This window comes from Tateyamaria sp. GN1-10 (assembly GCF_055693845.1).
The window spans coordinates 1286394-1306602 of the sequence record NZ_JBVFUR010000004.1 but is presented as its reverse complement, the minus strand read 5'-3'; the positions used below and the strand labels follow the sequence as shown (position 1 = coordinate 1306602).

General features: G+C 55.2%; 21 protein-coding genes. 10 read left to right on the top strand and 11 right to left on the bottom strand.

Annotation, left to right across the window (positions count from 1 at the left end):
- The first annotated feature begins 144 nt into the window (after window positions 1-144).
- From ACZ1HN_RS08260 to ACZ1HN_RS08250, 3 genes are all read left to right on the top strand, one after another.
- Window positions 145-1353: a S8 family serine peptidase gene (locus tag ACZ1HN_RS08260; protein ID WP_472727133.1), complete on the top strand. Its 1209-nt coding sequence runs from the start codon at window positions 145-147 to the stop codon at window positions 1351-1353.
- 52 nt (window positions 1354-1405) lie between these two features.
- Window positions 1406-1648, top strand: coding sequence for a hypothetical protein (locus tag ACZ1HN_RS08255; protein ID WP_299604802.1), 243 nt, complete (start codon window positions 1406-1408; stop codon window positions 1646-1648).
- Window positions 1649-1731: 83 nt separating this feature from the next.
- Window positions 1732-2844 carry an amidohydrolase family protein gene (locus tag ACZ1HN_RS08250; RefSeq protein ID WP_472727132.1) on the top strand — a complete coding sequence of 371 codons (1113 nt, stop codon included), beginning with the start codon at window positions 1732-1734 and terminating at the stop codon, window positions 2842-2844.
- 11 nt (window positions 2845-2855) lie between these two features.
- Here ACZ1HN_RS08250 and ACZ1HN_RS08245 read toward each other — a convergent pair whose 3' ends face one another.
- From ACZ1HN_RS08245 to ACZ1HN_RS08215, 7 genes are all read right to left on the bottom strand, one after another.
- Window positions 2856-3377, bottom strand: coding sequence for a DUF4760 domain-containing protein (locus ACZ1HN_RS08245; protein WP_472727131.1), 522 nt, complete (start codon window positions 3375-3377; stop codon window positions 2856-2858).
- Window positions 3377-3784, bottom strand: coding sequence for a hypothetical protein (locus tag ACZ1HN_RS08240; RefSeq protein ID WP_472727130.1), 408 nt, complete (start codon window positions 3782-3784; stop codon window positions 3377-3379). Before ACZ1HN_RS08240 ends, ACZ1HN_RS08245 begins: the two co-directional genes overlap by 1 nt.
- A 14-nt stretch (window positions 3785-3798) precedes the next feature.
- Window positions 3799-5043: a S8 family serine peptidase gene (locus ACZ1HN_RS08235; protein WP_472727129.1), complete on the bottom strand. Its 1245-nt coding sequence runs from the start codon at window positions 5041-5043 to the stop codon at window positions 3799-3801.
- A 34-nt stretch (window positions 5044-5077) separates the two neighbouring features.
- Window positions 5078-6349: an N-acetylmuramoyl-L-alanine amidase gene (locus tag ACZ1HN_RS08230; protein WP_472727128.1), complete on the bottom strand. Its 1272-nt coding sequence runs from the start codon at window positions 6347-6349 to the stop codon at window positions 5078-5080.
- Between the two features lie 45 nt (window positions 6350-6394).
- The gene (locus ACZ1HN_RS08225) at window positions 6395-8293 is read right to left on the bottom strand and encodes a DNA/RNA non-specific endonuclease (RefSeq protein WP_472727127.1); all 1899 of its coding nucleotides are present in this window, start codon (window positions 8291-8293) and stop codon (window positions 6395-6397) included.
- Window positions 8294-8474: 181 nt separating this feature from the next.
- Window positions 8475-9491 carry a hypothetical protein gene (locus tag ACZ1HN_RS08220; protein ID WP_472727126.1) on the bottom strand — a complete coding sequence of 339 codons (1017 nt, stop codon included), beginning with the start codon at window positions 9489-9491 and terminating at the stop codon, window positions 8475-8477.
- 304 nt (window positions 9492-9795) lie between these two features.
- Window positions 9796-11100 carry a S8 family serine peptidase gene (locus ACZ1HN_RS08215; RefSeq protein ID WP_472727125.1) on the bottom strand — a complete coding sequence of 435 codons (1305 nt, stop codon included), beginning with the start codon at window positions 11098-11100 and terminating at the stop codon, window positions 9796-9798.
- 79 nt (window positions 11101-11179) lie between these two features.
- Between ACZ1HN_RS08215 and ACZ1HN_RS08210 the strand changes: the two genes are divergently transcribed.
- Together ACZ1HN_RS08210 and ACZ1HN_RS08205 are read left to right on the top strand one after the other, a co-directional pair.
- Window positions 11180-11728, top strand: a complete 549-nt coding sequence (locus tag ACZ1HN_RS08210; RefSeq protein ID WP_472727124.1) for an RNA polymerase sigma factor — start codon at window positions 11180-11182, stop codon at window positions 11726-11728.
- Window positions 11725-12453 carry a hypothetical protein gene (locus ACZ1HN_RS08205; protein ID WP_472727123.1) on the top strand — a complete coding sequence of 243 codons (729 nt, stop codon included), beginning with the start codon at window positions 11725-11727 and terminating at the stop codon, window positions 12451-12453. The genes ACZ1HN_RS08210 and ACZ1HN_RS08205 overlap by 4 nt, the downstream gene beginning before the upstream one ends.
- Here ACZ1HN_RS08205 and ACZ1HN_RS08200 read toward each other — a convergent pair.
- Entirely contained in the window at window positions 12443-12820 is a 378-nt protein-coding gene (locus ACZ1HN_RS08200; RefSeq protein WP_299204418.1) for a DCC1-like thiol-disulfide oxidoreductase family protein, read from the bottom strand. The genes ACZ1HN_RS08205 and ACZ1HN_RS08200 overlap by 11 nt on opposite strands.
- Window positions 12821-12943: 123 nt before the next feature.
- Here ACZ1HN_RS08200 and ACZ1HN_RS08195 point away from each other — a divergent pair, with 123 nt between their 5' ends.
- A complete protein-coding gene (locus ACZ1HN_RS08195; RefSeq protein WP_472727122.1) occupies window positions 12944-14374 on the top strand; it encodes an HTTM domain-containing protein in 1431 nt (476 codons plus the stop codon).
- A 75-nt stretch (window positions 14375-14449) separates the two neighbouring features.
- Here ACZ1HN_RS08195 and ACZ1HN_RS08190 read toward each other — a convergent pair whose 3' ends face one another.
- The 3 genes from ACZ1HN_RS08190 to ACZ1HN_RS08180 form a co-directional block, all read right to left on the bottom strand.
- The gene (locus ACZ1HN_RS08190; RefSeq protein WP_299604833.1) at window positions 14450-14746 is read right to left on the bottom strand and encodes a hypothetical protein; all 297 of its coding nucleotides are present in this window, start codon (window positions 14744-14746) and stop codon (window positions 14450-14452) included.
- Between the two features lie 214 nt (window positions 14747-14960).
- On the bottom strand, window positions 14961-16304 hold the full coding sequence (locus tag ACZ1HN_RS08185) for a Hint domain-containing protein (RefSeq protein WP_472727121.1): 1344 nt from the start codon (window positions 16302-16304) through the stop codon (window positions 14961-14963).
- Between the two features lie 319 nt (window positions 16305-16623).
- A complete protein-coding gene (locus tag ACZ1HN_RS08180) occupies window positions 16624-17478 on the bottom strand; it encodes a DMT family transporter (protein WP_472727120.1) in 855 nt (284 codons plus the stop codon).
- Between the two features lie 115 nt (window positions 17479-17593).
- On the opposite strand from ACZ1HN_RS08180, the gene ACZ1HN_RS08175 reads away from it, so the two are divergent.
- From ACZ1HN_RS08175 to ACZ1HN_RS08160, 4 genes are all read left to right on the top strand, one after another.
- Complete coding sequence (locus ACZ1HN_RS08175; RefSeq protein WP_472727119.1) at window positions 17594-17980, top strand: helix-turn-helix transcriptional regulator; 387 nt, start codon at window positions 17594-17596, stop codon at window positions 17978-17980.
- A 2-nt stretch (window positions 17981-17982) separates the two neighbouring features.
- Window positions 17983-18267 carry a helix-turn-helix transcriptional regulator gene (locus ACZ1HN_RS08170; protein WP_472727118.1) on the top strand — a complete coding sequence of 95 codons (285 nt, stop codon included), beginning with the start codon at window positions 17983-17985 and terminating at the stop codon, window positions 18265-18267.
- Window positions 18268-18848: 581 nt separating this feature from the next.
- Window positions 18849-18983 carry an integrase core domain-containing protein gene (locus ACZ1HN_RS08165; RefSeq protein WP_472729295.1) on the top strand — a complete coding sequence of 45 codons (135 nt, stop codon included), beginning with the start codon at window positions 18849-18851 and terminating at the stop codon, window positions 18981-18983.
- A 288-nt stretch (window positions 18984-19271) separates the two neighbouring features.
- A complete protein-coding gene (locus tag ACZ1HN_RS08160) occupies window positions 19272-20114 on the top strand; it encodes a helix-turn-helix domain-containing protein (RefSeq protein ID WP_472727117.1) in 843 nt (280 codons plus the stop codon).
- The last annotated feature ends 95 nt before the right edge of the window (window positions 20115-20209 follow it).

Below are 20209 nucleotides of genomic sequence, written 5' to 3'. Positions count from 1 at the left end.
AATCCAATGTTCATCTTGTGTTCATTCGACCTTCAGGATCACCAAGATGGCTTCAGCTACGTTTGTGTTGCAAACATCGCGGCCGAGTTGCCGCCACGTCACTATATCGCTCGCCAAATGACCTAAACTGATCAAGAGGCCGCAATGTCAAAGACAACCTTCGAGATACAATCACCACGTGAAACCGGGGGCAGCATTGTCCTGTTTAAGCCGGATGTCGATCTGTCCACACAACAAAGTATACTTGCTAGCCTGTCTGGTGCAGATGTCCAGACTTTCGCATCACGTGCCGGGCGACTGCCAGAAAGCGCTGACGAGGCCCCAGCAATTGTCCTTGAGAACGTGAACATAGGTTTCATTTCCGCCCAAGTTGGTGCCGCGCAATCCGAGAGCATTCGGGCAAACCTGATGGACGATGATCGCGTGCTTTCCGTGCGGCCCGAACTTTATCTCTTTGCCCTTAAGACGATTCAGGATGACGATCAAAAGACATGGGGCGTTGACGCAGTTGGCGCTTGGGCCAGCCGTTACACTGGCGCTGGTATCAAGGTGGCCGTTCTGGATACCGGGCTTGACCTGCAGCATCCTGACTTTGCAGATCGCACGATCGTGTCTGAAAGCTTTGTCACCGGCGAAGACGTACAAGACGGGCAAGGTCACGGAACCCATTGCGCTGGAACAGCGGTGGGCGGGCGAACATCGGACCGCGATTTCCGATATGGCGTCGCATCAGATGCCGAACTTTATGTTGGCAAAGTCCTAGCAAACAGCGGCAGCGGACGAGAGCGTGATGTTCTGACCGGTATGGCTTGGGCGATTGAGCAAGGCTGCGAGGTGATTTCCATGTCGCTCGGCTCCGATGTGCGTGAAGGCGATACCTATTCGCCGGAATACGAAGCTTTGGGGCGCCAGGCGCTCGACCGTGGCAGTCTGATCATCGCGGCAGCTGGCAACAGCAGTTCGCGCCGGTTGGGGTTTGTCGCACCTGTCGGCAGCCCGGCCAACGCACCATCAATTATGGCCGTTGCTGCGGTTGATGAGGCACTCAGCGTTGCTGACTTTTCAAGCGGTGGTATCAACCCTGACGGCGGCGAAGTAAATGTGGCCGGTCCTGGGGTTGATGTATTCTCATCCGTTCCAGCACCACGTCTGTACAGATCCCTCTCTGGAACAAGTATGGCGTGCCCGCATGTGGCGGGTGTCGCGGCGCATTGGGCCGAATCCGATCAAAACCTGAGAGGACAGGCGCTTTGGGATAAGATCATCGAAACAGCCGCACCTGTTTCCGAAGATGCACGCGATGTCGGTGCGGGCCTAGTTCAATCGCCGCCTGCTGCCGCTGGTGTGGCTTAGCCGGCGCCCCTATGTTTACTGTGAGAGTTCATACTGAACGCGGACCGACGAGATGGCACAGATATCAGTGAAAGTTGTCTTTGACGCCAAAGGCGGCGCAGACGCTGAGACGATTTGCGAAAAAGCGTCAGAACACGGGCTGACAGTAGAACAGGTCCAGCGTGCCATGGGTGTCATTTTCGGGCAGTGTGACGACAGTGTTGTGGATCAGCTTGAAGCGCTGGACGGTGTCCTGCGCGTGTCGCCTGAAGGTACATTCCAGCTTCCACCGCTGTCACCGGACAAGCCTCAGTAGCTGATTAGCACGTGCACCTGAACTGCGCCTGCTGATCTGGCTTTTACCCGCCAATCTTGAAATGTGCAGATCGCAGGTTCAGCATGCCCAAGAATGTCGATTACGTCATCACCAACTGTCACACTCACACGTTCCTTCTGGATCATGTTCCGCGTGGTTTTCTACCTTTCGGGCTGACAAAGGCGCTGGCTTCTCTGCCCTTTCAACGTCCACTTGTACGGCTGCTGAGGTTGGCAAACCCATTTAGTGACCGGGATCGTCTTAGTCGTTATGCAAACTTTCTGGAGATTGGCGGCCGAAGCACACAAGCTGAAACATTCGAAATCATCCAAAGCTATTATCCGGACAACACAAGGTTCGTCGTCCTTCCGATGGACATGGCGTTCATGGGTGCGGGAATGCCCCCAGTCGATATTGACGAGCAACATGACGAGCTTGAAGTCATTGCCAAACAGACAAATGGGCGCGTCCTGCCATTTATTGCTATCGATCCGCGGCGTTATGATGGTCCAGAGGGAAAGGAGAAACTGATTGCGGAACTCCAGCGCCGCTTTCCCGCTGAGCTATCTCCAATGCGACGGGTGTTCCGGGGCATCAAGCTTTACCCGCCTCTTGGCTATTTCCCACAGGATGAACGGCTTGATCCGATGTGGGCTTATTGCGAAGCGCATGATGTGCCAGTGATGACCCATTGCTCAAAGGGCGGTGTCTATTCGCGGCGGGAACGCCGCAAGAACACTACACGCTATTCGGATCCGGACAACTATCGCGACATCCTCAACACCTATCCGGGAGTGCGGGTTTGCCTTGCGCATTTTGGCGGTTTGCAGGACTGGACAACCTATTTTGAGGGCTCAGAAAGCCGACAGCTTGTTCCACATGATGCACCAATTGCAGAGCGTGGTCATATCAATTGGCTGTCAAAGATCATGCAGCTGATCGGCTGTGGCGCTTATCCCGGGCTCTATACAGATATCTCCTACACGGTTTTCGCGACCCAGCGGTTCCTGCCCGCACTTGCGGTCATACTTCGAGCAAATCCAAAAGTGCGCGCCCGTGTCTTGTTCGGGTCGGACTACTACATGACCCAAACCGAAAAATTCGATGAGCGTTACCTGTCCATGCAGTTGCGCTACGTCTTGGGCGAAAACATCTTCCATGAGATTGCCAATGTGAACCCGGACCATTTCCTGTAGCAGTGCAGGCGTCAGCGCGTCGTGCAAGACACTCGAAAATCACTCAGTGAACTACCAAAGCTCTCGTATCCCGAGCGGCTTCCCAGCTCATCCAGAAAGGGCTGATATGCAGCGGCTTGCAGTGTGACGCGGTCGCAAAAATATTCGTCGAGCATACCCGGGTCGCACAGATCGGCGGTTCTGCAATGCCAGACCTGTTCGTAGAAGTTTACCAGCCGATAAATCGCCGTTTGAAAGGCCTCGGTGTCGGGGTGCTCGTCAATCGTGACACTGGCAAACAAGGCATACGTCCGCTCGGACACAAGTTCGGCCCGCATATAATCGACGAACGTGTCGTTCTCTTTCCAGAAGTTAAAAAGAACGTTCCGCGTCTCGATCATTTCAGCGCTTCCATAGGCTTCAATGTAGGACAACGCCGTCGCGCGCCTTTCGGCTTCAACGGCAAGTGCGCGGTCGGAAAAGAACTTCCACACGCCAAAGACCGCAATTGCTGCCGCCAGTATTTTCAGTGCAAGTTCAATATTCTGTCGCATCACGCATCCGGCGCAAAGTGACAGGTGTCAGGATAAAAGCGCCAGATGTCCTGTGCGCCTGCCGTTTCACTCGCAAGAACAGAAAGATCAGCGAAACAGGCAAGCTGCGCACGGCTTAGGAAGATCAAGGCGTCGACATCAAGCGCTTCGTCCGTTTGAAGCAGCCTCACGTCCGGAGCTTCAGCCGGGGCATAGCTAGGCACATCCTCTGTCACATCGGTCAGGCATTCTTGCGGCTTGATGAAGACGACGGAACTGTCCTGAAGAGCGAGCTGAGCCTGATTGGCTGCAATGCACTCAGCAACTTCGCTTGTCAGAAGAAAGTAGCCCTCATCGTCCTGACTGCTCCCAGCTGCTGTCGTTACAAGTATGAAAGCCAGGGCGCTGCGAATGATTAGACTTGTCATGAAACACCTCCTTTTCAGTTGCCGCTGACGCACCAGCGTCCGATCTGGACAAGGCCGGCACCAAACACCTCATCGCGCCCCTCCTCCCCAAGATCGAGTGCGGTGCTTTCGAGCCGTTGGATCACTTCATCCGGCTTCAGATGCGGCTCGGCAGACAGGACAAGCGCTGCGGCGGACGAAACGAACGGTGCAGCATATGACGTCCCGCTTTTTAATCGCCCGCCCGATACAGACGCCGCGGTCCACACGTCCACCCCCGGTGCCGCGAGGTCGATATGCGTGCCGTGTTGCGCCATCGCGAAGATGTTGTTGCTTGCATCGACAGCAGTGACCGAGATCACGCCGGAATAAGCTGCGGGAAAGGCAGGTGGCGCTGTAGGTCCTTTGTTGCCCGCTGCGGCCACGACAACGATCCCTGCCCTGCTCACGCGGTCGATGGCGGCCGCGAGAGCCGTGTTGTCAGGTCCGGCGAGGCTCATATTGATAATCTCGACGCCTTGCTGTTCAAGCCAGTCAAGTCCGACGACAAGTGCGAATGCATCGGTGCGCTCATCACCACCTTCACGGGTGAAGGCGTCGACTGCCAGAAGGTGGCTCGCCGGGACAAGGCCGGGCACGCGGCTTTCCGGATCTCCAACGATGATCGCCGCAACAGCGGTGCCATGCAGTGCCCTTGATGCTGGATGAGCGTTTTTGTGTACGCGGTAGACAGTCACCTGACGATCAGCGAAGACTTCGTGCTCGACATTGATACCCGTGTCGATGATCCCGATGGCTACATCGCGATGAGAGCAGGTATGGGACTGAAAGGCGATTTGTTCCAAAGCCCGGCATTGTGGGCCACTGCAGGTCGACTGCTCTGTCCTGTAGTAATGGTTGAAATCTGCGTCCTGCCCTGTCGGCAAAGCACGCACATCGCTGCGGGATTGTTCAAGGGTCCGACCTGTTGGAATGCGGAGCCGATGAATTGGTGCATCGTCACGTCCGCCCTGTTGAACAATTGTGAAGCCCTGGGTCAGCAAGGTCGCCAGGTCATCGTCAGACAAAGATGTCACCGTGATTTCGTCTGGAGCCTGATCTAACAACGGCTCTGGTTCTGCTACATCGTCATCATCGTCGTCGTCATCGTTGCCGCTGTCATCACCGTTATCATCACCGTTGCCGTTATCATCATCATTATCGTCTTGTGCGTATGCTTTTGAGATCAGCCAGGATCTGTCGGGCGACCCAAGGCTGACGCCCAAAAGAAGACCAAGCATCAAACCTGTCTTCAGGCATCGGGAGGTCATCGCGTTAAGGTCTGGTCCAGTCACTGTTCTGCCCCCGCGTATCGATGTGAACGAAGTTGCTGGAGATGTACTTGCCAATACCGCCTGCATATCGCGCGTCACTCGCCCGAATGCGCGCCGCGATACGCCGCCAGATCTCGGGGGTTCCGGCGGCAGCTGTAAAATCCATCGCCATGAACTGCTTGTGGTAACTGTTGGCCGCGCCAGAGATGCAACTGTTGTAGGCATCGTTGCGATATCCCGACAACACGCGGATCGGCGCCCCAAGCTGATGGCGAATTTCATCCAGCATCAGAACTGTTGAAACGACGTTGTTCCATAAGGTCTTTGGGGGCAGACTGTTCAGTCCCCCGCAGCGTCCGGACCCACCATGGGAATTTCCAAGGAACAAGACCTCACTCGGTTTGAAGTATCGCAAACCGAGCGGAGCCAAAAAGGTGGTGAACTCCGCCATGTAGTCTTGATCAAGCGCTATAAGCTGGCGCGTCTCGTCTTCGTGAAATGAACCGCTCAGAAAGTCAGCCCCAAACAAGTCTTTCGGGCTGCTTTCACGTTCAACTTGTTCGGCATCATCACCCTGATCCGGGCCCGCAATATCCAGATTCAGATAGGTGACGGTCGTCAGGTCTTGCTGGCGCGCCACAACACCGATTGCATCCTCGCTTTCCATTCTTACCGGCATCATGCTTGCAGTCGGTGATTGCAGGAACGCTTTGACCCCCAGTCCAATCGCGCCCGCAATATCCTCAAGATAGGCGGGATCCTGTAACCTTTGTTCTTCTTCAGCCTGATCCAGAAAACTGACCTCGGCCAAGCACGTCGCTGTACCGAAGTGGTGGCGGGATGGGTTCAGAACGCCAAGCGGCATAGGTTTGATCCGAGATGGGTCAAAGCTCGCATTCCGATCGCGCAACCCAGTAACCTGCAGAAGATTATCCTGCACCAAAAGGCTAAGCTGCGCGGACGTACTGGAGTAGTTTGTATGGACGAGTGTCTCTGTCCCTTGCGCGGTACCGTCGCGTGACGCATTGAAATGGACCGACACGAACGCTTTTGCCTTTGCAGATTTCGCAACACGCGCCCGCGCGGCGAGGCTGATATTCACGTCGGTTGTTCGGGTCAGCTCGGCATCAGGCAATTGAGCGGCCAACAGCGTCGCGACCTTCAGTGTCAGGGTCTTCTCAAGCGTCCCGTTGGGCCCGACAGCGTTGTTCCAACTGGAGCCGCCAACATTGCGAAACCCACCGTGTCCTGCATCTATGACAACGTCTGCCATGTTAGATCCTCTTCATTGATTTGCGTTGTGCCCCTTCGTGATTGTCTAGAACGCGATCTCCTTGTGCTTCGTGATTTCCCGCACCGCGGCTTCGACATTGATTTCACTCGCCAGTGCCGCACCGACCTTGCTTAGCCGTGCCGGATTTTGGGTGATGTCAGCCGGGACATAGGTGTCAAACCCAAGCCCTGTGCGATCGGCGAGTGTCGGAACCGACACCTGAAACAGCCGAAACGGATCAAAGTCGATGCTTTCGATGTCAGTCAGCAAGTCACTTTGCGACAAGACAAAACAAGCGGCGCGCAAGTCCTCATCCATGCCGCGATATGCAATCAGCTTCCAGAAACTGCGGGGGATCAGTGCCCCTCGGTACCTCGGGTCGTCGTCCGCAAAGACGGGGCCAGCAAGAACTGAAATCCGGATATCCTGAGCATCAGCGTTTTCCAGAACCAAGTCTTCGAGTTTTCCCCACAGGCCGCCTCTACTGGATTGGTTGTAGCTCTCGTGTTGCGGCGCAATGTTGGTGAAACAAAAGGAGTCATCATTGGCCTTCCGCGCTTCTTCAACCGTACCCCAAGCAACATCTGCCCGTCGGGCGATGTGACCTCGGTCGAGCCTGTTGTTCGCGTAAATCGTGTCGTCCAGTTGAAATTCCGCGCCGACGCGATCATCCAGACGAAACCCCGTGCGTCCAAGCTGCACCTTTTGCGCGCCGTCCGTATTCCAAGCGACAAAGCGGGCCAGCCGTCGCTTTGCGCTCTGGCACACTGAAAAATGCGTATAGGGGATCGTTTGGGCCTTACCAAAGTTCACCGCATCACGCTTGTACGCCAATGAAAGCTCCGGCATTGGCGCCGGAACGCCCAAGAAGTCGGCGTCATATCCAGAGGCGATCTTGGTGATTGTTGTCCCTTCTTCAACGACAAGGCCCTGGGGTGGCGTCAGCGAGAAGTTTAATTTGCTCTGGATAGAACGGGGATAGCATGCAAGCGCGTGATCATCCGTGCTTCCGGCCCCCTCCCCTGCAAAGTGCAGGCCGGCGAAGATCTCTGTTGCGCGGTCCTTTTCGGAGATGATCCAGACTGCGCCAGAATCTCCACCCATGCTGATTTGATCACCCTCCGCTGGATATTCGGGATGTGGCCCAATCTCAAAACAACCAATGTTTTTGCTGCCCAAAGCTGCGCCAAAGTCGATCTTTACGATGACGTCAGTGCGACGGACCTTTCCATGTGTCGTCTCTGTCGTGCGGCCCGTCTTGACGACCGTATCGCCCAAGGCGATCTCCGCCATCTGCGTCAAGACTGCTCCAAGCCTATGGACGGCACGATCGAAACCACGCCCTTGGATCCGCGCAATCGCGCAATCGCCAGCGACACCCAAATGGCTTCGCAACAGAACACCGCAGCTATTGGCGGCTACGTTGTTGTCATCAAATGGACCGGGTTGGACGATTTTGTCACCGATTTTGCCTGTCTCACCGTGCAAGACATGCCAGTTGGACAGCATACAAGGGTCGCCCGTGGCAGGATCAAAAACAATTGCACCAAGCGTTCCGGCAGTGCCGGTCGGATGGCTGACACTCGCGCCCGGCACCAAAGGATCAAGACGCGTTTTCAACACAGAACTCTGAGCGTTCTCCACAATCATGTAGGACGGCTGATACTCGCGCTGAACGACGTCCGTTGGAACGGTAACCCCGTCAGCCTCGATCACCTCTGGCAGCGGTTTTGACCCGATGCCTTCAAGTGCAGAGACCTCGACCTTCTCGCGGACGGTAAAGACGATGCTTACTTCGCCATCACCATTCTTGCGACCAACGCCAATAGATGTAACGTTCGGGTCCACGAGGTATGCAGACCCCTTGGCACGCACGAAACGACGCAGGCATGTCATCAGCGCAGCGTCATCTTTTCCTTCCGATGTTTTCGGTCTTTTGACCATTTTGGTTCCTTCTCTGGGGCGTTGGATTAATGCGCGGGCTACGGGCCTTCCGGACCGACTTGCAGCATCAGTGATTTTGCAATCCGCCCAAGTTCATGGTCGGGGACCGAGCCGTTCTTTTGAGCAGCGCGCATCACGCGCTGATAAAGCCGCCGCTGATCCACATTCCGAGGGCGCATATTCATCCTGTCGAGCTGATCCAAATACCGACAATGCCGCTATGGCGCCCGATCGCTAATTCCGTGCTTCGCCCAATCGTTTCTGGGGCGAACACGTCCTGCATGATCTTGGGCGGGATCGCTTGGTGAATGCCGGTCTCAACCAGAAAGCTGATGTCTCCAACAAGCGGCTTGTTCGGTGAAAACTGCATGCCGGTGTAGTCTTTGAATGCCTGCACAACCTCGGCCGTTTTTTCGGTGTCGCATCCATTTGCGAAGCGTGGATCGTTTTGTTCAAAGTAGGCCGCGTATGCCAGCATTTGCTCCAAGGCTGTATTGCCGCCGCCATCGCCGGTGTTTCCAATCGTCACCTCGACCTGCGACGCACCCGCTCTGACCCCAGCAATGGAATTCGCAAGGCTGAGGCCCAACAAGTTGTGACAGTGGACGCCCAAAGTGACCTCTGGAGGCAACGCGGACTTGATACGGCTGACAAGTTCACCAAAGCCACGTGGCTCTGTTGTGCTAAGTGTATCGGCGACGACTATATGCGTGGCGCCCGCGCAGGCCGCAGACGCACTCAGATCCATCAAAAACGAGATGTCGCGATTGCCTGCACAAATCAGATAGTACTGTGCTTCGGGAAAGTAGGTGCGGGCCTCTGTCATCAAATCACAGGACCGTTCTATGGTCTTTTGTCGGGCACGACCCTCTGAGCTTTCCGAAATTGACAGAAGATCGAACGGGCGCGCCGATGTCGCAATCCGGGACCGATGCTCGGCACCTTTCAATGCTTGATATGCACGTCTGATGTCTTTCTTGATCGGCCTAGTCAGGACGCTCAGCTTGACCGTATCGGTCTCATTGGCGATCTCGATCACGCCGTCCCTGTCCACGTCCGAAGCCGCTGGAAAACCAGCGTCGATGACATCCACGCCAAGCTGTTCCAATAAAACGGCAAGCTCGCCCTTCTGCTTTGCCGAAAAATGGAGGAACGCCTGCTGCTCTCCATCGCGTAAGGTGGTCTCAAAGATTTCCATCTCTTGGCCTTCCTTCGTTGATCGATTGCGAGACAGTTCAAAACTCACGGGCTGCAGCGACAGAAAGGCAATTGAGGTGTTTAGCGGATAAGCGATGCGATTGCTGCTTTAGTCATGCCTGCAGCCGGAAGTGTGACCAAGTTCCGAGCTCAAACTGTCTGTTCCTGCAACTTGCATAGAACGGGAAATCCACTCACAGAAGGGCAAAATTTTCCCTTAATGCGGGATTTATTTCCCGTTCATAAGCAATTCAGTTGTGCTTCATGTGGCCTCCACAATCCGCGTTACGCCCTTGGTCAAGTCATCACCCTTCGGTCTTAGCCACGCCGCCGCAAGTCTCTCCCATGTTCAGAAGTCCGGCTCCGAACACCTCGTCCCGGCCGGGAGCGCCAAGATCACGCGCAGAGCCCATCAGTTGCTCCCGAATTTCTGCGGCAGTGCTGTCAGGTTGTGCATCCCGTGATAATGCTGCCGCCGCTGTGACAAAGGGAGCCGCAAAGGATGTACCGGTTTTCCAGCGCGCGCCGGATACGGATGCGGCCGTCCAGACGTCGACCCCGGGAGCCGCAAGATCGATATGCGTCCCTTGATTTGCGCGGCGATAAACGGAGCCGCGTACATCCACTGCGGTGACGGCAACGGTAGTGTCATAGGCTGCGGGAAAGGCGGGCGCACTGCGCGGGCCATTGTTTCCAGCAGCTGCGATGACCAGGACATCTTCGATCACGATGCGGTCGATGGCTTCTTTCAGAACGATGTTCTCGGAGCCGGAAAGAGAAAGATTGAGAACACCAATGTCACGGACGCGGAGCCAGTCGATGCCGGCAGCTACTGAAAACGCATCTGCCCTTTCATCCGCCCCAGCGCGGTAGAAGGCGTCGACCGCAAGTAGACTGGCATCAGGCAGAAGCCCGGGCGACCGGCTTTCTGGCGCGCCTATCAGGATGGCCGCGACCGAGGTACCATGGATTGCACGCGATGGGTCGAGCCGCTCGTCGGAGATGCGGTGAACGATCAAGTCACTGCCATTGAACACCTCATGTCCAGTATTGATCCCCGTATCGACCATCCCGATCCGCACATCGTTCAGCGCGCATATCCCTTCTCTGGGATATCCAACAAGTTCAAGGGCCAGACATTCTGGACCATCACACGTGCCTTGCGATCCACGGTAGTAGTGATTGAAGTCAGCGGACATGCCCGTGGGCAATGCGCGAACACGAACGCGCGCGGCGTCCAATGTCAGGGCTTGCGGGATGCGCAGGCGGACGAGTGTCGGTGTAGCCTCGATTTGCTGTAACAGCTCGAACCCTTCCTCAAGAAGTTGGGTGAGATCGGCATCCGAGAGATCGGCAGCAATGATTTCGTCGGGCGCGCGGTCCGGGGTGGACGTCGCTGCGGGTGCAACGCCTCCATCATCATCATCGTCGTCGTCATCTGAAACGAAACGGCGGCCCCCGTCATCATCGTCGTCATCATCATCGTCGTCGTCGTCGCTGTCTGCGTAAGCCACGTCGGGCCAACCGGGTAGCAAATACGAAAGGGGAGACAGGCCAAGAATTGCGGCCAACAGGAGGGCTCGGATCGGCAGGTATACGCTGTATGACATGGTTTTCCCTTTATGCTTCACCTAGATTACGCAAGGCACGCAGTCTTATTCCGAACATTCCTTCGAATTAGGTTTTTTGATGCAAGACCGTTTCATCAACGAGGTTATAGATCTCCTCCCAAACCTGCGGAGGTACGCGATTTCGCTGACAAGGCAGCCAGATCTTGCCGATGATCTGGTGCAGATCACGGTCGAGAAGGCTTTAAAGCAAAGCCAACAATATGACCCTACCAAGAAGCTTACGCCGTGGCTTTTGCGCATTCTGCGAAACGCCTGGATTGATGAGATGCGCAGACAAAGTGCGCGCGGTGCGCATGTCCACGTTGATGATACGACGGCAGATGCCATCTCTGACAATGCGGCCAGTCCAGAGCTCAGACTGGAGGTCCGACAGACGCTAGAGGCGATCCAAACGTTGCCAGAGGGGCAGCGTGACGTGATCGTTCTGGTCTGTGTTGAGGGTTTGACCTACCGCGAAGCCGCCGACGTTCTGGACATCGCGATTGGTACGGTCATGTCACGTCTGGCGCGTGGCCGTCTGGCACTTGCTGCGGCAGTTGGAATAACCCCCACAGCTGCTACGTATGCCGACCATACGAATGGTAAGACGGAGACACCTTCGCAATGACAGTCTCGGACAAAGATCTGATGGCCTATGCCGATGGTGCTTTGACGGGCACTGAACATGCACGCGTGGCCGCAGCTGTTATGAAGGACCCAGACCTGAGGGCGCGGTTGGATGTATTTAAGCGCAGTACGGCGCTTGCGCAGAGCGCCATGCCCTTAGAGGATGTGCCAGAAGCTTTGAAAGAGCGTATTATGGCAACTGTTGAGGCATCGGAAAACGCAGCAACAGATGCGGGTGACAACACGATAGCTCCGATAAAGCCAGCGGTTTGGACGGGACAATTTGCTTGGCTGGGCGCTATCGCTGCAAGCCTTTTGGTGGGTATCGGTCTGGGCGCGTTCTTGCTCAACCCGAACGAAAATGATCCCACCGCCTTTGATCTTGCCCCTGTAGTTACAATTCTGGAAACTGCGGCATCTGGAACAAGCATCGCGCACGATGGTGTCGACACACGGCTTATCGCATCGTTCGAGGCGGGTGATGGTGCCTTTTGCCGGGAGTTCGAAGCGAGACTTGAAGACAGGTCAGATCTGATTGGCGTCGGATGTCGCACCGATACCGGGTGGGAGTTGCGTTTCGCTGCGGCAGTTGAGCTGACCGATGACACGCAGTTCGCTCCTGCAAGCGCGCTTGAAGTTCTCGAAGCCTGGATGCGCAACACAGAAGCCGGTCCCGTTATGTCGGTCGAAGAAGAAGCCAAGCGCCTGTCTGATGCTAATGATTGATCTTGCGGCGCCCCAATAAACGCAGGGTCAGCGCCCGCCCCGCAACCAGCGGCGGGTAAAGAATGCGGGCGATTGCCGGTCGGGAAAACATCAACCGCATGATCCGATTAAACACCCCACTTTGAGTGGTCATCATCGCCAGCGTGGTCATCGCCGCATCTCCATGCTGCAGTTGCCCTCCCATTTCGACAACCATTCCACGATCAAGGTCCAGGCCGGCCGCATTGATCCGGTCGATGACTTCATGATCTGAACGGGCATCAATCAGTTCGATGGTGCCCACGACTTCACGCAGACGCACCAGTTTCACATAAGCAGAGCAAAACGGGCAGTCGCCATCATAAATGATCCGGATTTGGTCAGGCATGGTCATCTTCCTTAGATACGGGCAAACTTGCGCTCGGCAAGACGAGATGCGTGCGCGATATGATGGAATACGAAGCTGTTTCGTTCCGTATTCCCTCTGAATCGCATTTCGATGGAGGGTTAGATGACCAGGTTTTCAGCGGCGCGGCCAAGCCTCCGCAGCTATCTTGAAACGCCGATCAGTATCCAATCGCTTGTTGTCATCCGGATCGCGTTCGGCTTGATCCTGGCTTGGGATTGGTGGCGATATGTCAAATATGACCGGATCACACGCTATTACGTTGAGCCGGATTTCAACTTCCCTTTCTTTGATTTTGTTCGAACCTTGCCAGAGCCCTGGATTCACATCCTGTGGGGTGGAGTTGGGGTTTTCGGTTTGTTGGTTGCACTCGGCGCATTCTACCGCGTGTCGATCATCGCGCTCACGAGTATCTTTGCCTATTTCTTTCTGCTGGATCGCACCCAGTACCTTAATCACAACTACATGGTCATCCTGTTTGGGATGCTGCTCTGCTTTATGCCTGCAAACCGCGCATTCTCGGTTGATGCATGGCTCTGGCCGCAACTGCGCAGCATTGTGATCCCACGTTGGCCGGTCACCGCGCTCAAGCTCCAGCTTGAGATCATCTTGATCTATGCCGGTATTGTTAAGATCACCGATGACTGGCTGCGGGGCGAGCCCTTACGAACATGGCTCACGGGAAAGGAAGACGAGGTGTTCTTCGGAGCACTCTTCCAATACGATGTATCCTTCGTTTTGGCATCATGGGGCGTGATTGTCCTGCATGTTGTCGGCGCACCTCTATTGCTTTGGCACCGCACGCGGCTAGCCGTCTTTATCGTGTATGCCTTTTTCCATTGGTCGAACGCACAGCTGTTCAACATCGGTATCTTCCCTTGGATCACGCTGGCGCTTTCGACGATATTCTTCGCCCCGGACTGGCCGCAACGCCTTTTGCGTGCGCTCCTTGGACAGTTCGAAACGCTCCCTGCACTACCGTCACTTCCAACAAGAAAGTTCCGGCTTGCACCTGTCGGTCTTGCCGCATTGGCCGTGTGGTTTGCTGTGCAGATTGTCGCGCCCCAACGCCAAATTTTCTTCGATAACCTCGTGGGTTGGAGCGGTGATGGTCATCGGTTCTCGTGGCGGATGCGGATCTATGATCGGAAAAGCGAAGGCATGTTCCGCGTCGTCGCCGCCGATGGTAGCGAAACATGGGAGATCGATCCCTATGATGTCATGAGTTCCCGTCAGGCAAGAAACGTACTGGGCAGACCTGATATCATCTACGACTTTGCCCAAGTCCTTGAGGACGCATGGGCCGAACGCGGTTATCCGGACGTTGCTGTCTATGCAGATGTTCAAAAGTCGCTAAATGGACGGGCAATGCAGCAATTCACGGATCCAGAGCAGGACTTAACAGCGATCAGGTGGGAATGGGCACGGCCAAACCCATGGATCATGCCCAACCAACTTCGTGCACCACGGGGCCAGATGCCGGAAGCTTACCCGTTTCTTCCCTTGCAGGGGCATAGTTTGTCCGAAACCGACTAGGGCCACCTTGGCTTCTTCAAAAAGAAAGGGCCCGGATCGATAAGCCGGGCCCTTTTGACGTCTCTGGTCGTTGGGTCAGTCGTCATCGTCGCCCCAGCGGCCTCCATCATCATCATCGTCGTCGTACCCACGCCAATGACCGTCGTCGTCATCATAGTCTTTGTAGACAGTATGGCCTCGGCGGACGTAATAGCATCTGCGCCCGCCATCATCGTCATCATCATCGCAGACAAGAACGCGGTTCCGGTGATGCACTGTGAAGATATTTTGGATGATGCGAACGGCATCATCAAGATCGTCCGCCATGGCAGGAGCCGAGAACATGCCCAAGGCGATACTTGCGCTGCAGGCAACAAAAACGGTCTTCATCATGATCTTCTCCTTTCGGTTTTGCGAACAGAGCAAATGCTGTTCTCGAAAGGTCTACGAAGCGTGATGAGCGTTTATTCCAGCCTGTTTGATTGCTCCGTCAATCTGTGTGGTGTTGAGCTGCAAAGCGCCCTGCCCCACGCGCGGCATCCCGGATGCTATTATTCCTCAAACGAACGAATACTTTCAAAATGCAACAAGCAGTTTCAGTTTCCGGTCAGAAACCATGCAAGATGACGGCTTCATGTCGTTTGAGGCTGCGCCTTGCCGCAGCACCGTAATTTCTGGTCCCAACCCGCAGTTCCGGAAAAATCGCGAAGATCTCTTCCTGAACCCGTCGACTAAAGCTTTCCATTCCAACGACCCCAGGGTGAAAGCTCTCACTTGCCGCGCCTTCCGAGAAAACAATCTCATGTTGGTCAAACAGCATATGAAAATATTGGACGTTGTCGCATGGATCACTACGGATAGAAGCTTTGCCGATAAGATGTTTGGCAGGCACCAATACCTCCGGCGTTTCGAAAAGAAGCTGCGCACGTGGGTGTTTGATCAGCATTCGATGTTGCGGTGACACACGAAGGTCACGCGTGTTTGCCAGAGTATTTTTGGGGATCAGGATCGGTGCCAGGTCCTCCCAACCGCTCACGACGGATGATCCAATCCATCGAATAGGCTGCAATCCGTGGTCCGCAGTCACAACCAGGTCACCTTCGCGAAGGTGTTCTATACAGACTTCGCCACGGTCCGTTTTTATTCGCGTCCCCCGGACGAAACAGACCACATTTATGGTTTCGATGTTTTTGTTATCGATGCCAGGAGACTGGGTATTGAGAACATCGTTCCCCTTTCCACCGTCGATCTCGTCAAGATTTGCATTCGCGCCAACGTGGATACTGTCGTCTCCATCGGCCGTTTTGATCTTCTCGCCGACAAAGTCGTCTCCGATCGTGATGTCGTCATTGCCCTTGCCCGTCTCGATATCTTCGACCGCTGCGCGATCACCGATGGTGATCCGGTCTGCGCCGTCACCGGTTTTGATCTTCTTGCTTACAAAATCGTCCCCGATTGCGATGGTGTCGTTGCCGTCGCCCGTTTCGATGTCTTCGATGTCGGCGCGGTCACCTATCGTGATCTGGTTGTCGCCATCACCTGTCTTCAACTCCGATGGCGTCGTGAAGTCATTGCCGATGTCGATGACATCATTACCGTCGTTCGATCCCTTGAATTCTTGGAGTGTTACACCGTCGCCGATGGAAAGATTGGCCGCGTCGGCCTTGTCCGCATCAATTTTTATATCTGACAGATCGGCATTGTCGGCGATGGAAATAGAAGGCGTGAGCCCTTCCTCTATCTTGATTTCCAGGTTGTTCGAGTTGCTTTCACCGAACTCGACGGTGAAGTTGGTGCTTGCGCCACCCGGGCTCTCGAAAGTTACATCCTCATCTGCTGCCGGGGAGATGACAAAGATATCTCCCTCATTAACCCGAACGTCATCGCCTGCGTTGATCTCCCCAGGGCCAAGCGGGTCTTTGTCTTCTGATACGATGATAAACGTAGCCATTGCACCGGTGGCTCCCGTCGAAACGTCGGTTCAATCGGCGGTGTAACTACTACCTAAAGTAGTAGAGCCGTCTTTGCGTTTAAAGATCTTGTGCCGCGGTTTTGGATTAACGTAGCGACTTCATGCAGTAGATCATATCAGGTACTGCAATCGTGGAACAACATGCGACATCAAGCCAGCATAGCTGTGTGATAGTCATTGTCTTGAAGTTTTGTTGATCACACCAACCTAGTTGACCCAACTTGTCATTGGCGCACCGCGCCGTGAATGGCCCCTTACGGGGCTTTGCTGCCATTTACAGATGGTGGAGGAATGTCCGCTATTGCAAGAACCGATGTTTTTCTTGTCGATGGTCAAGCGAAGCGTGCCACAATACCGCTGACATGATCACAGCCCCGCCCATTATTGCCGCAAGAGGTGGAAGCTCACTCAAAACGATCCAGGCGAGCAGCGTGGCACAGGGGATCTCGACCGTGCCAAGTAGCGCAGATTGCGCCGATGGAATGAGGCGAGTCCCTTCCGTCCATAAAATAACCGCGCTGGCAAATGCGCCACCAAAGAAGATCAGCAAAACTGCATCCTTGGCTGTTACTTCAAGCGGCGCCCCCATGAATGCCCCGACAACGAATAGCTGCAAGGCAGATGCGCCACCCGCCCAGACAACTGGCACGTCTGAGAACTTGCGGATCAGAACGATGTAAGCCGCGTTTCCCAATGTCATCGCAACCGCCAACACATCACCGGGCAGTTTCCCGGTGCCCAAACCGCCAGACACGATGATGACGACACCAGCGAAGGACAACACCCCTGCGATCAGGGTTCGGCCTTTCACCGTCTCACGCATCGCCAACCATGCCAGACCTGCTGCAAAGAACGGGGCCGTCGCGTAGATTACGGCAACATTCGCTACGTATGTCAGCTTAAACGCATAGATAAACGTGACGCTGGCAACGCTTCCGACACTGGCCAGGAACCAACCACGCGGACCCAGCCGGAACGCTTTGCTGCGGGGCGTGTCACCGCGACGGGCTTCGACATAAGCAATAACGGCCAATCCACCGATCACCCCGCGCCAGCAGGCGATGGTCCATCCATCAGCCTCAATCATCTTGGTCAGAACGCCGGACATGCTGAATATGACAGCCGACAGCACCACCAAGGCGACGCCTTTCATATGTTGTGAGTGCTCCATCGTTCGGACTTTCGATTTCTCGCGCAAGCATATACCGGCCCTGTTGCCAACTGAGTGTCAGCAGTCTTTGATTGCGGTGCATTATTCAGGGGTGCTGATGGCCAAAACCAGCCGCTTTTTCGAAATCATTCAAATCCTTCGCGCGGCGGATACGCCCGTTATGGCAAAAGAAATTGCGCGGGAACTCGAAGTCTCCAAGCGCACGATCTATCGCGATATTGCCACCTTGCAGGCGATGCGAACGCCGATCCACGGAGAAGCCGGCGTCGGGTACATCATTCGCGGAGGATATGACCTACCCCCGATCAACTTCGATCAGGAAGAGGCTGAAGCGATCACCGTAGGTCTGAGCATGGTTGCAAGAACCGGCGATACCGATCTGTTGAAGGCTGCAAAGCGCGCCGCCCGCAAGCTACACGATGCGGCCCCTGCGGTCGATCATCTGCTCACGTCATCTTGGGGGTGCAGCCTTCGGATGCAGTGAACATGAAGGCGTTGCGCCTCGCGATCCGGGAAGAGCAAAAGCTGGACATCCGCTACCGAGCCAAGACCGGGGTGGACAGCACAAGAATTGTTCTGCCCCTCGCGCTGATCTTCTATTTTGACAACGTACTACTGGTCGCATGGTGCGAGTTGCGCAGGGCATTCCGGCATTTTCGCATTGATCGTATGACGAGTTGTCGTGCGACCGGCGATACTTTTGTTGGAGAGGGCAAAGCTCTTCGAGAAGAATGGGATGTCACCCAGCGATCATCGACAGTCGAGACATGATGGCCTTTGCTGAGCGATCCTAAAGCCGCCGTTCATTCACATCGCGGGTTCGGTCACTATGGGCTCGAAGCTGACATTTTCTGCAGCGCGTCGTTAGGCCAAAGAAAACTGCTGTTCGAGTATGAAAAAGTTCGGCCGGGACCCTTTTAGGATCAGTTTTTGATGCAAAGGTCAAATTTGTCTGACGTACTACAGATGTGGAACGACGCATGGTTTTTCCATTCACGCGCTCACAAGCCGTCGAAATGGTCGCAGCTTGGTTTTTCGCAACGCAGTAGGTCTCTTTTCCGGCTCACAGCCTTTCCTCCATCCGCCGCTTCACTCAAAGCAGCAGCTGGTCGAGCTTGCAACAAACGTCGTGAAGGAGCCCCCAGTACCGGAAGCTGTACCTTAAGCGAACGGCCGGTTTCAGACTGGGAGCAGTTCGCCATGAGGCTGCGTCGGTTGTCTCATCCACGGTATTCCAAAGTTGCTATGACTTAGAGCTCATCGTGGCAGTACAGCCGATCCAGACCTGCCCGGGGCCGCCTAGGTAGAGAGGCCATGATAAGCGCACCAACGGCAAACTTGGCCGCGAATTCATTAATGCCGAATGGCTTCACACCGCCCAAAAAGCTCAGTTTGTCATCGATATCTGGCTCGGACAATACAATCATGTCCAACCACATCAGGCTTTGGGTATGAGCCCGCAATTCCAGAAACACTACTCAGGATAGCCCATGGATGTGGTGCCGGACCCTCACCGGGTGCACGGGTCGGCGTCTACTGCTTTGGTCTATCTCATCAGGGGGTTGAATTGACTCCACTGACGAGAAATTTGTATCTTTATTGCGCAGTTCTAAGTAATTCAGCAACTATGGTTCGTTCGCGCTTCGAATAGAGGCCTACTGAAGTCGCAATTTTGTCATCTTGCGAGGCGTCAGCGGATACCGGCGAGGCTCGCCATGACTGGGACAATGCAAAAAGACGCACAACTTATTGAACCCGATGACTTATCCATTTGGGTGCCTGGGAAAGTTCTGTGCGAAAGCACGGGTCTCGGCTGGAAGGACGTGTCGCAGCGGACCTATCGCTATAACGGGCAGGATGTACACATTCCGCCAATGAACACATTCATGATCGTGCAGTACCGCAACGGCAACACGCCGATGGATCGGCAGTTTGACGGGCGTTGGACGCGTACGCAATGCGGGCCGGGGCATTTCTCGCTCTTGTCGCATGCAATGCAGTCGCACTGGAACTGGACTGAAGGGCTGGTGGTGTCGCATCTCTATCTGACCGACGCGCTGATGACCCGCGTAGCGCGCGATATTCGGGCAAGGGATGTCAAACAGGTCAGGCTGCACGATGTACTGCAAGGCAGCGATCCTGTGATCAACCATATCGCCGACCAACTCACCATAGAGGCAGCCAAAGAAGGCCCCGGAGGACAGCTTTATGCTGAGGCTCTGTCGGTGCAACTTGCGGTCCACCTGCTTCGCAACTACGCGCCGGTCGACAGCCGCTCGACATCGGGGCAGTCGGGCTTGTCGCAAAGACAGCTGGCCATGTTGGAAGAATATATAGACGCGCATTTGCACGAACCGCTCTCTCTGAACGAACTTGCAGGGGTGCTGCATCTGGGCGTGTGGACCTTTAATCGCCAGCTTCGCAAAAGCGTGGGCCTGCCCGGCTACGCCTTCGTTCAGCACAAGCGGATGGAACGGGCTTGCGCCATGCTGCGCGAACCGGGGCGCGCGATGAAGGACATCGCCGCTGCATGCGGATTTTCGGATCAATCGCATATGAGCCGCAGCTTCCGCAAAGCCAAGGGCGTAACACCTGGTCAGTACCGCTCAGGGCACTGAACGGCATCGCACGGTCTGCCCAGATCGTTCAAAATTTACCCCCCGATCTTACAAGACCGCCCCTGCCGCCTAGAGCCAGACTTGGAGCGCGGTGG

What these genes read in the sequence shown, in the direction of transcription:
- ACZ1HN_RS08260 (WP_472727133.1), top strand. Translation starts at nt 145, where the DNA reads ATGTCAAAGACAACCTTCGAGATACAATCACCACGTGAAACCGGGGGC.
- ACZ1HN_RS08255 (WP_299604802.1), top strand. Translation starts at nt 1,406, where the DNA reads ATGGCACAGATATCAGTGAAAGTTGTCTTTGACGCCAAAGGCGGCGCA.
- ACZ1HN_RS08250 (WP_472727132.1), top strand. Translation starts at nt 1,732, where the DNA reads ATGCCCAAGAATGTCGATTACGTCATCACCAACTGTCACACTCACACG.
- ACZ1HN_RS08245 (WP_472727131.1), bottom strand. Translation starts at nt 3,377, where the DNA reads ATGCGACAGAATATTGAACTTGCACTGAAAATACTGGCGGCAGCAATT.
- ACZ1HN_RS08240 (WP_472727130.1), bottom strand. Translation starts at nt 3,784, where the DNA reads ATGACAAGTCTAATCATTCGCAGCGCCCTGGCTTTCATACTTGTAACG.
- ACZ1HN_RS08235 (WP_472727129.1), bottom strand. Translation starts at nt 5,043, where the DNA reads ATGCTTGGTCTTCTTTTGGGCGTCAGCCTTGGGTCGCCCGACAGATCC.
- ACZ1HN_RS08230 (WP_472727128.1), bottom strand. Translation starts at nt 6,349, where the DNA reads ATGGCAGACGTTGTCATAGATGCAGGACACGGTGGGTTTCGCAATGTT.
- ACZ1HN_RS08225 (WP_472727127.1), bottom strand. Translation starts at nt 8,293, where the DNA reads ATGGTCAAAAGACCGAAAACATCGGAAGGAAAAGATGACGCTGCGCTG.
- ACZ1HN_RS08220 (WP_472727126.1), bottom strand. Translation starts at nt 9,491, where the DNA reads ATGGAAATCTTTGAGACCACCTTACGCGATGGAGAGCAGCAGGCGTTC.
- ACZ1HN_RS08215 (WP_472727125.1), bottom strand. Translation starts at nt 11,100, where the DNA reads ATGTCATACAGCGTATACCTGCCGATCCGAGCCCTCCTGTTGGCCGCA.
- ACZ1HN_RS08210 (WP_472727124.1), top strand. Translation starts at nt 11,180, where the DNA reads ATGCAAGACCGTTTCATCAACGAGGTTATAGATCTCCTCCCAAACCTG.
- ACZ1HN_RS08205 (WP_472727123.1), top strand. Translation starts at nt 11,725, where the DNA reads ATGACAGTCTCGGACAAAGATCTGATGGCCTATGCCGATGGTGCTTTG.
- ACZ1HN_RS08200 (WP_299204418.1), bottom strand. Translation starts at nt 12,820, where the DNA reads ATGCCTGACCAAATCCGGATCATTTATGATGGCGACTGCCCGTTTTGC.
- ACZ1HN_RS08195 (WP_472727122.1), top strand. Translation starts at nt 12,944, where the DNA reads ATGACCAGGTTTTCAGCGGCGCGGCCAAGCCTCCGCAGCTATCTTGAA.
- ACZ1HN_RS08190 (WP_299604833.1), bottom strand. Translation starts at nt 14,746, where the DNA reads ATGATGAAGACCGTTTTTGTTGCCTGCAGCGCAAGTATCGCCTTGGGC.
- ACZ1HN_RS08185 (WP_472727121.1), bottom strand. Translation starts at nt 16,304, where the DNA reads ATGGCTACGTTTATCATCGTATCAGAAGACAAAGACCCGCTTGGCCCT.
- ACZ1HN_RS08180 (WP_472727120.1), bottom strand. Translation starts at nt 17,478, where the DNA reads ATGAAAGGCGTCGCCTTGGTGGTGCTGTCGGCTGTCATATTCAGCATG.
- ACZ1HN_RS08175 (WP_472727119.1), top strand. Translation starts at nt 17,594, where the DNA reads ATGGCCAAAACCAGCCGCTTTTTCGAAATCATTCAAATCCTTCGCGCG.
- ACZ1HN_RS08170 (WP_472727118.1), top strand. Translation starts at nt 17,983, where the DNA reads ATGAAGGCGTTGCGCCTCGCGATCCGGGAAGAGCAAAAGCTGGACATC.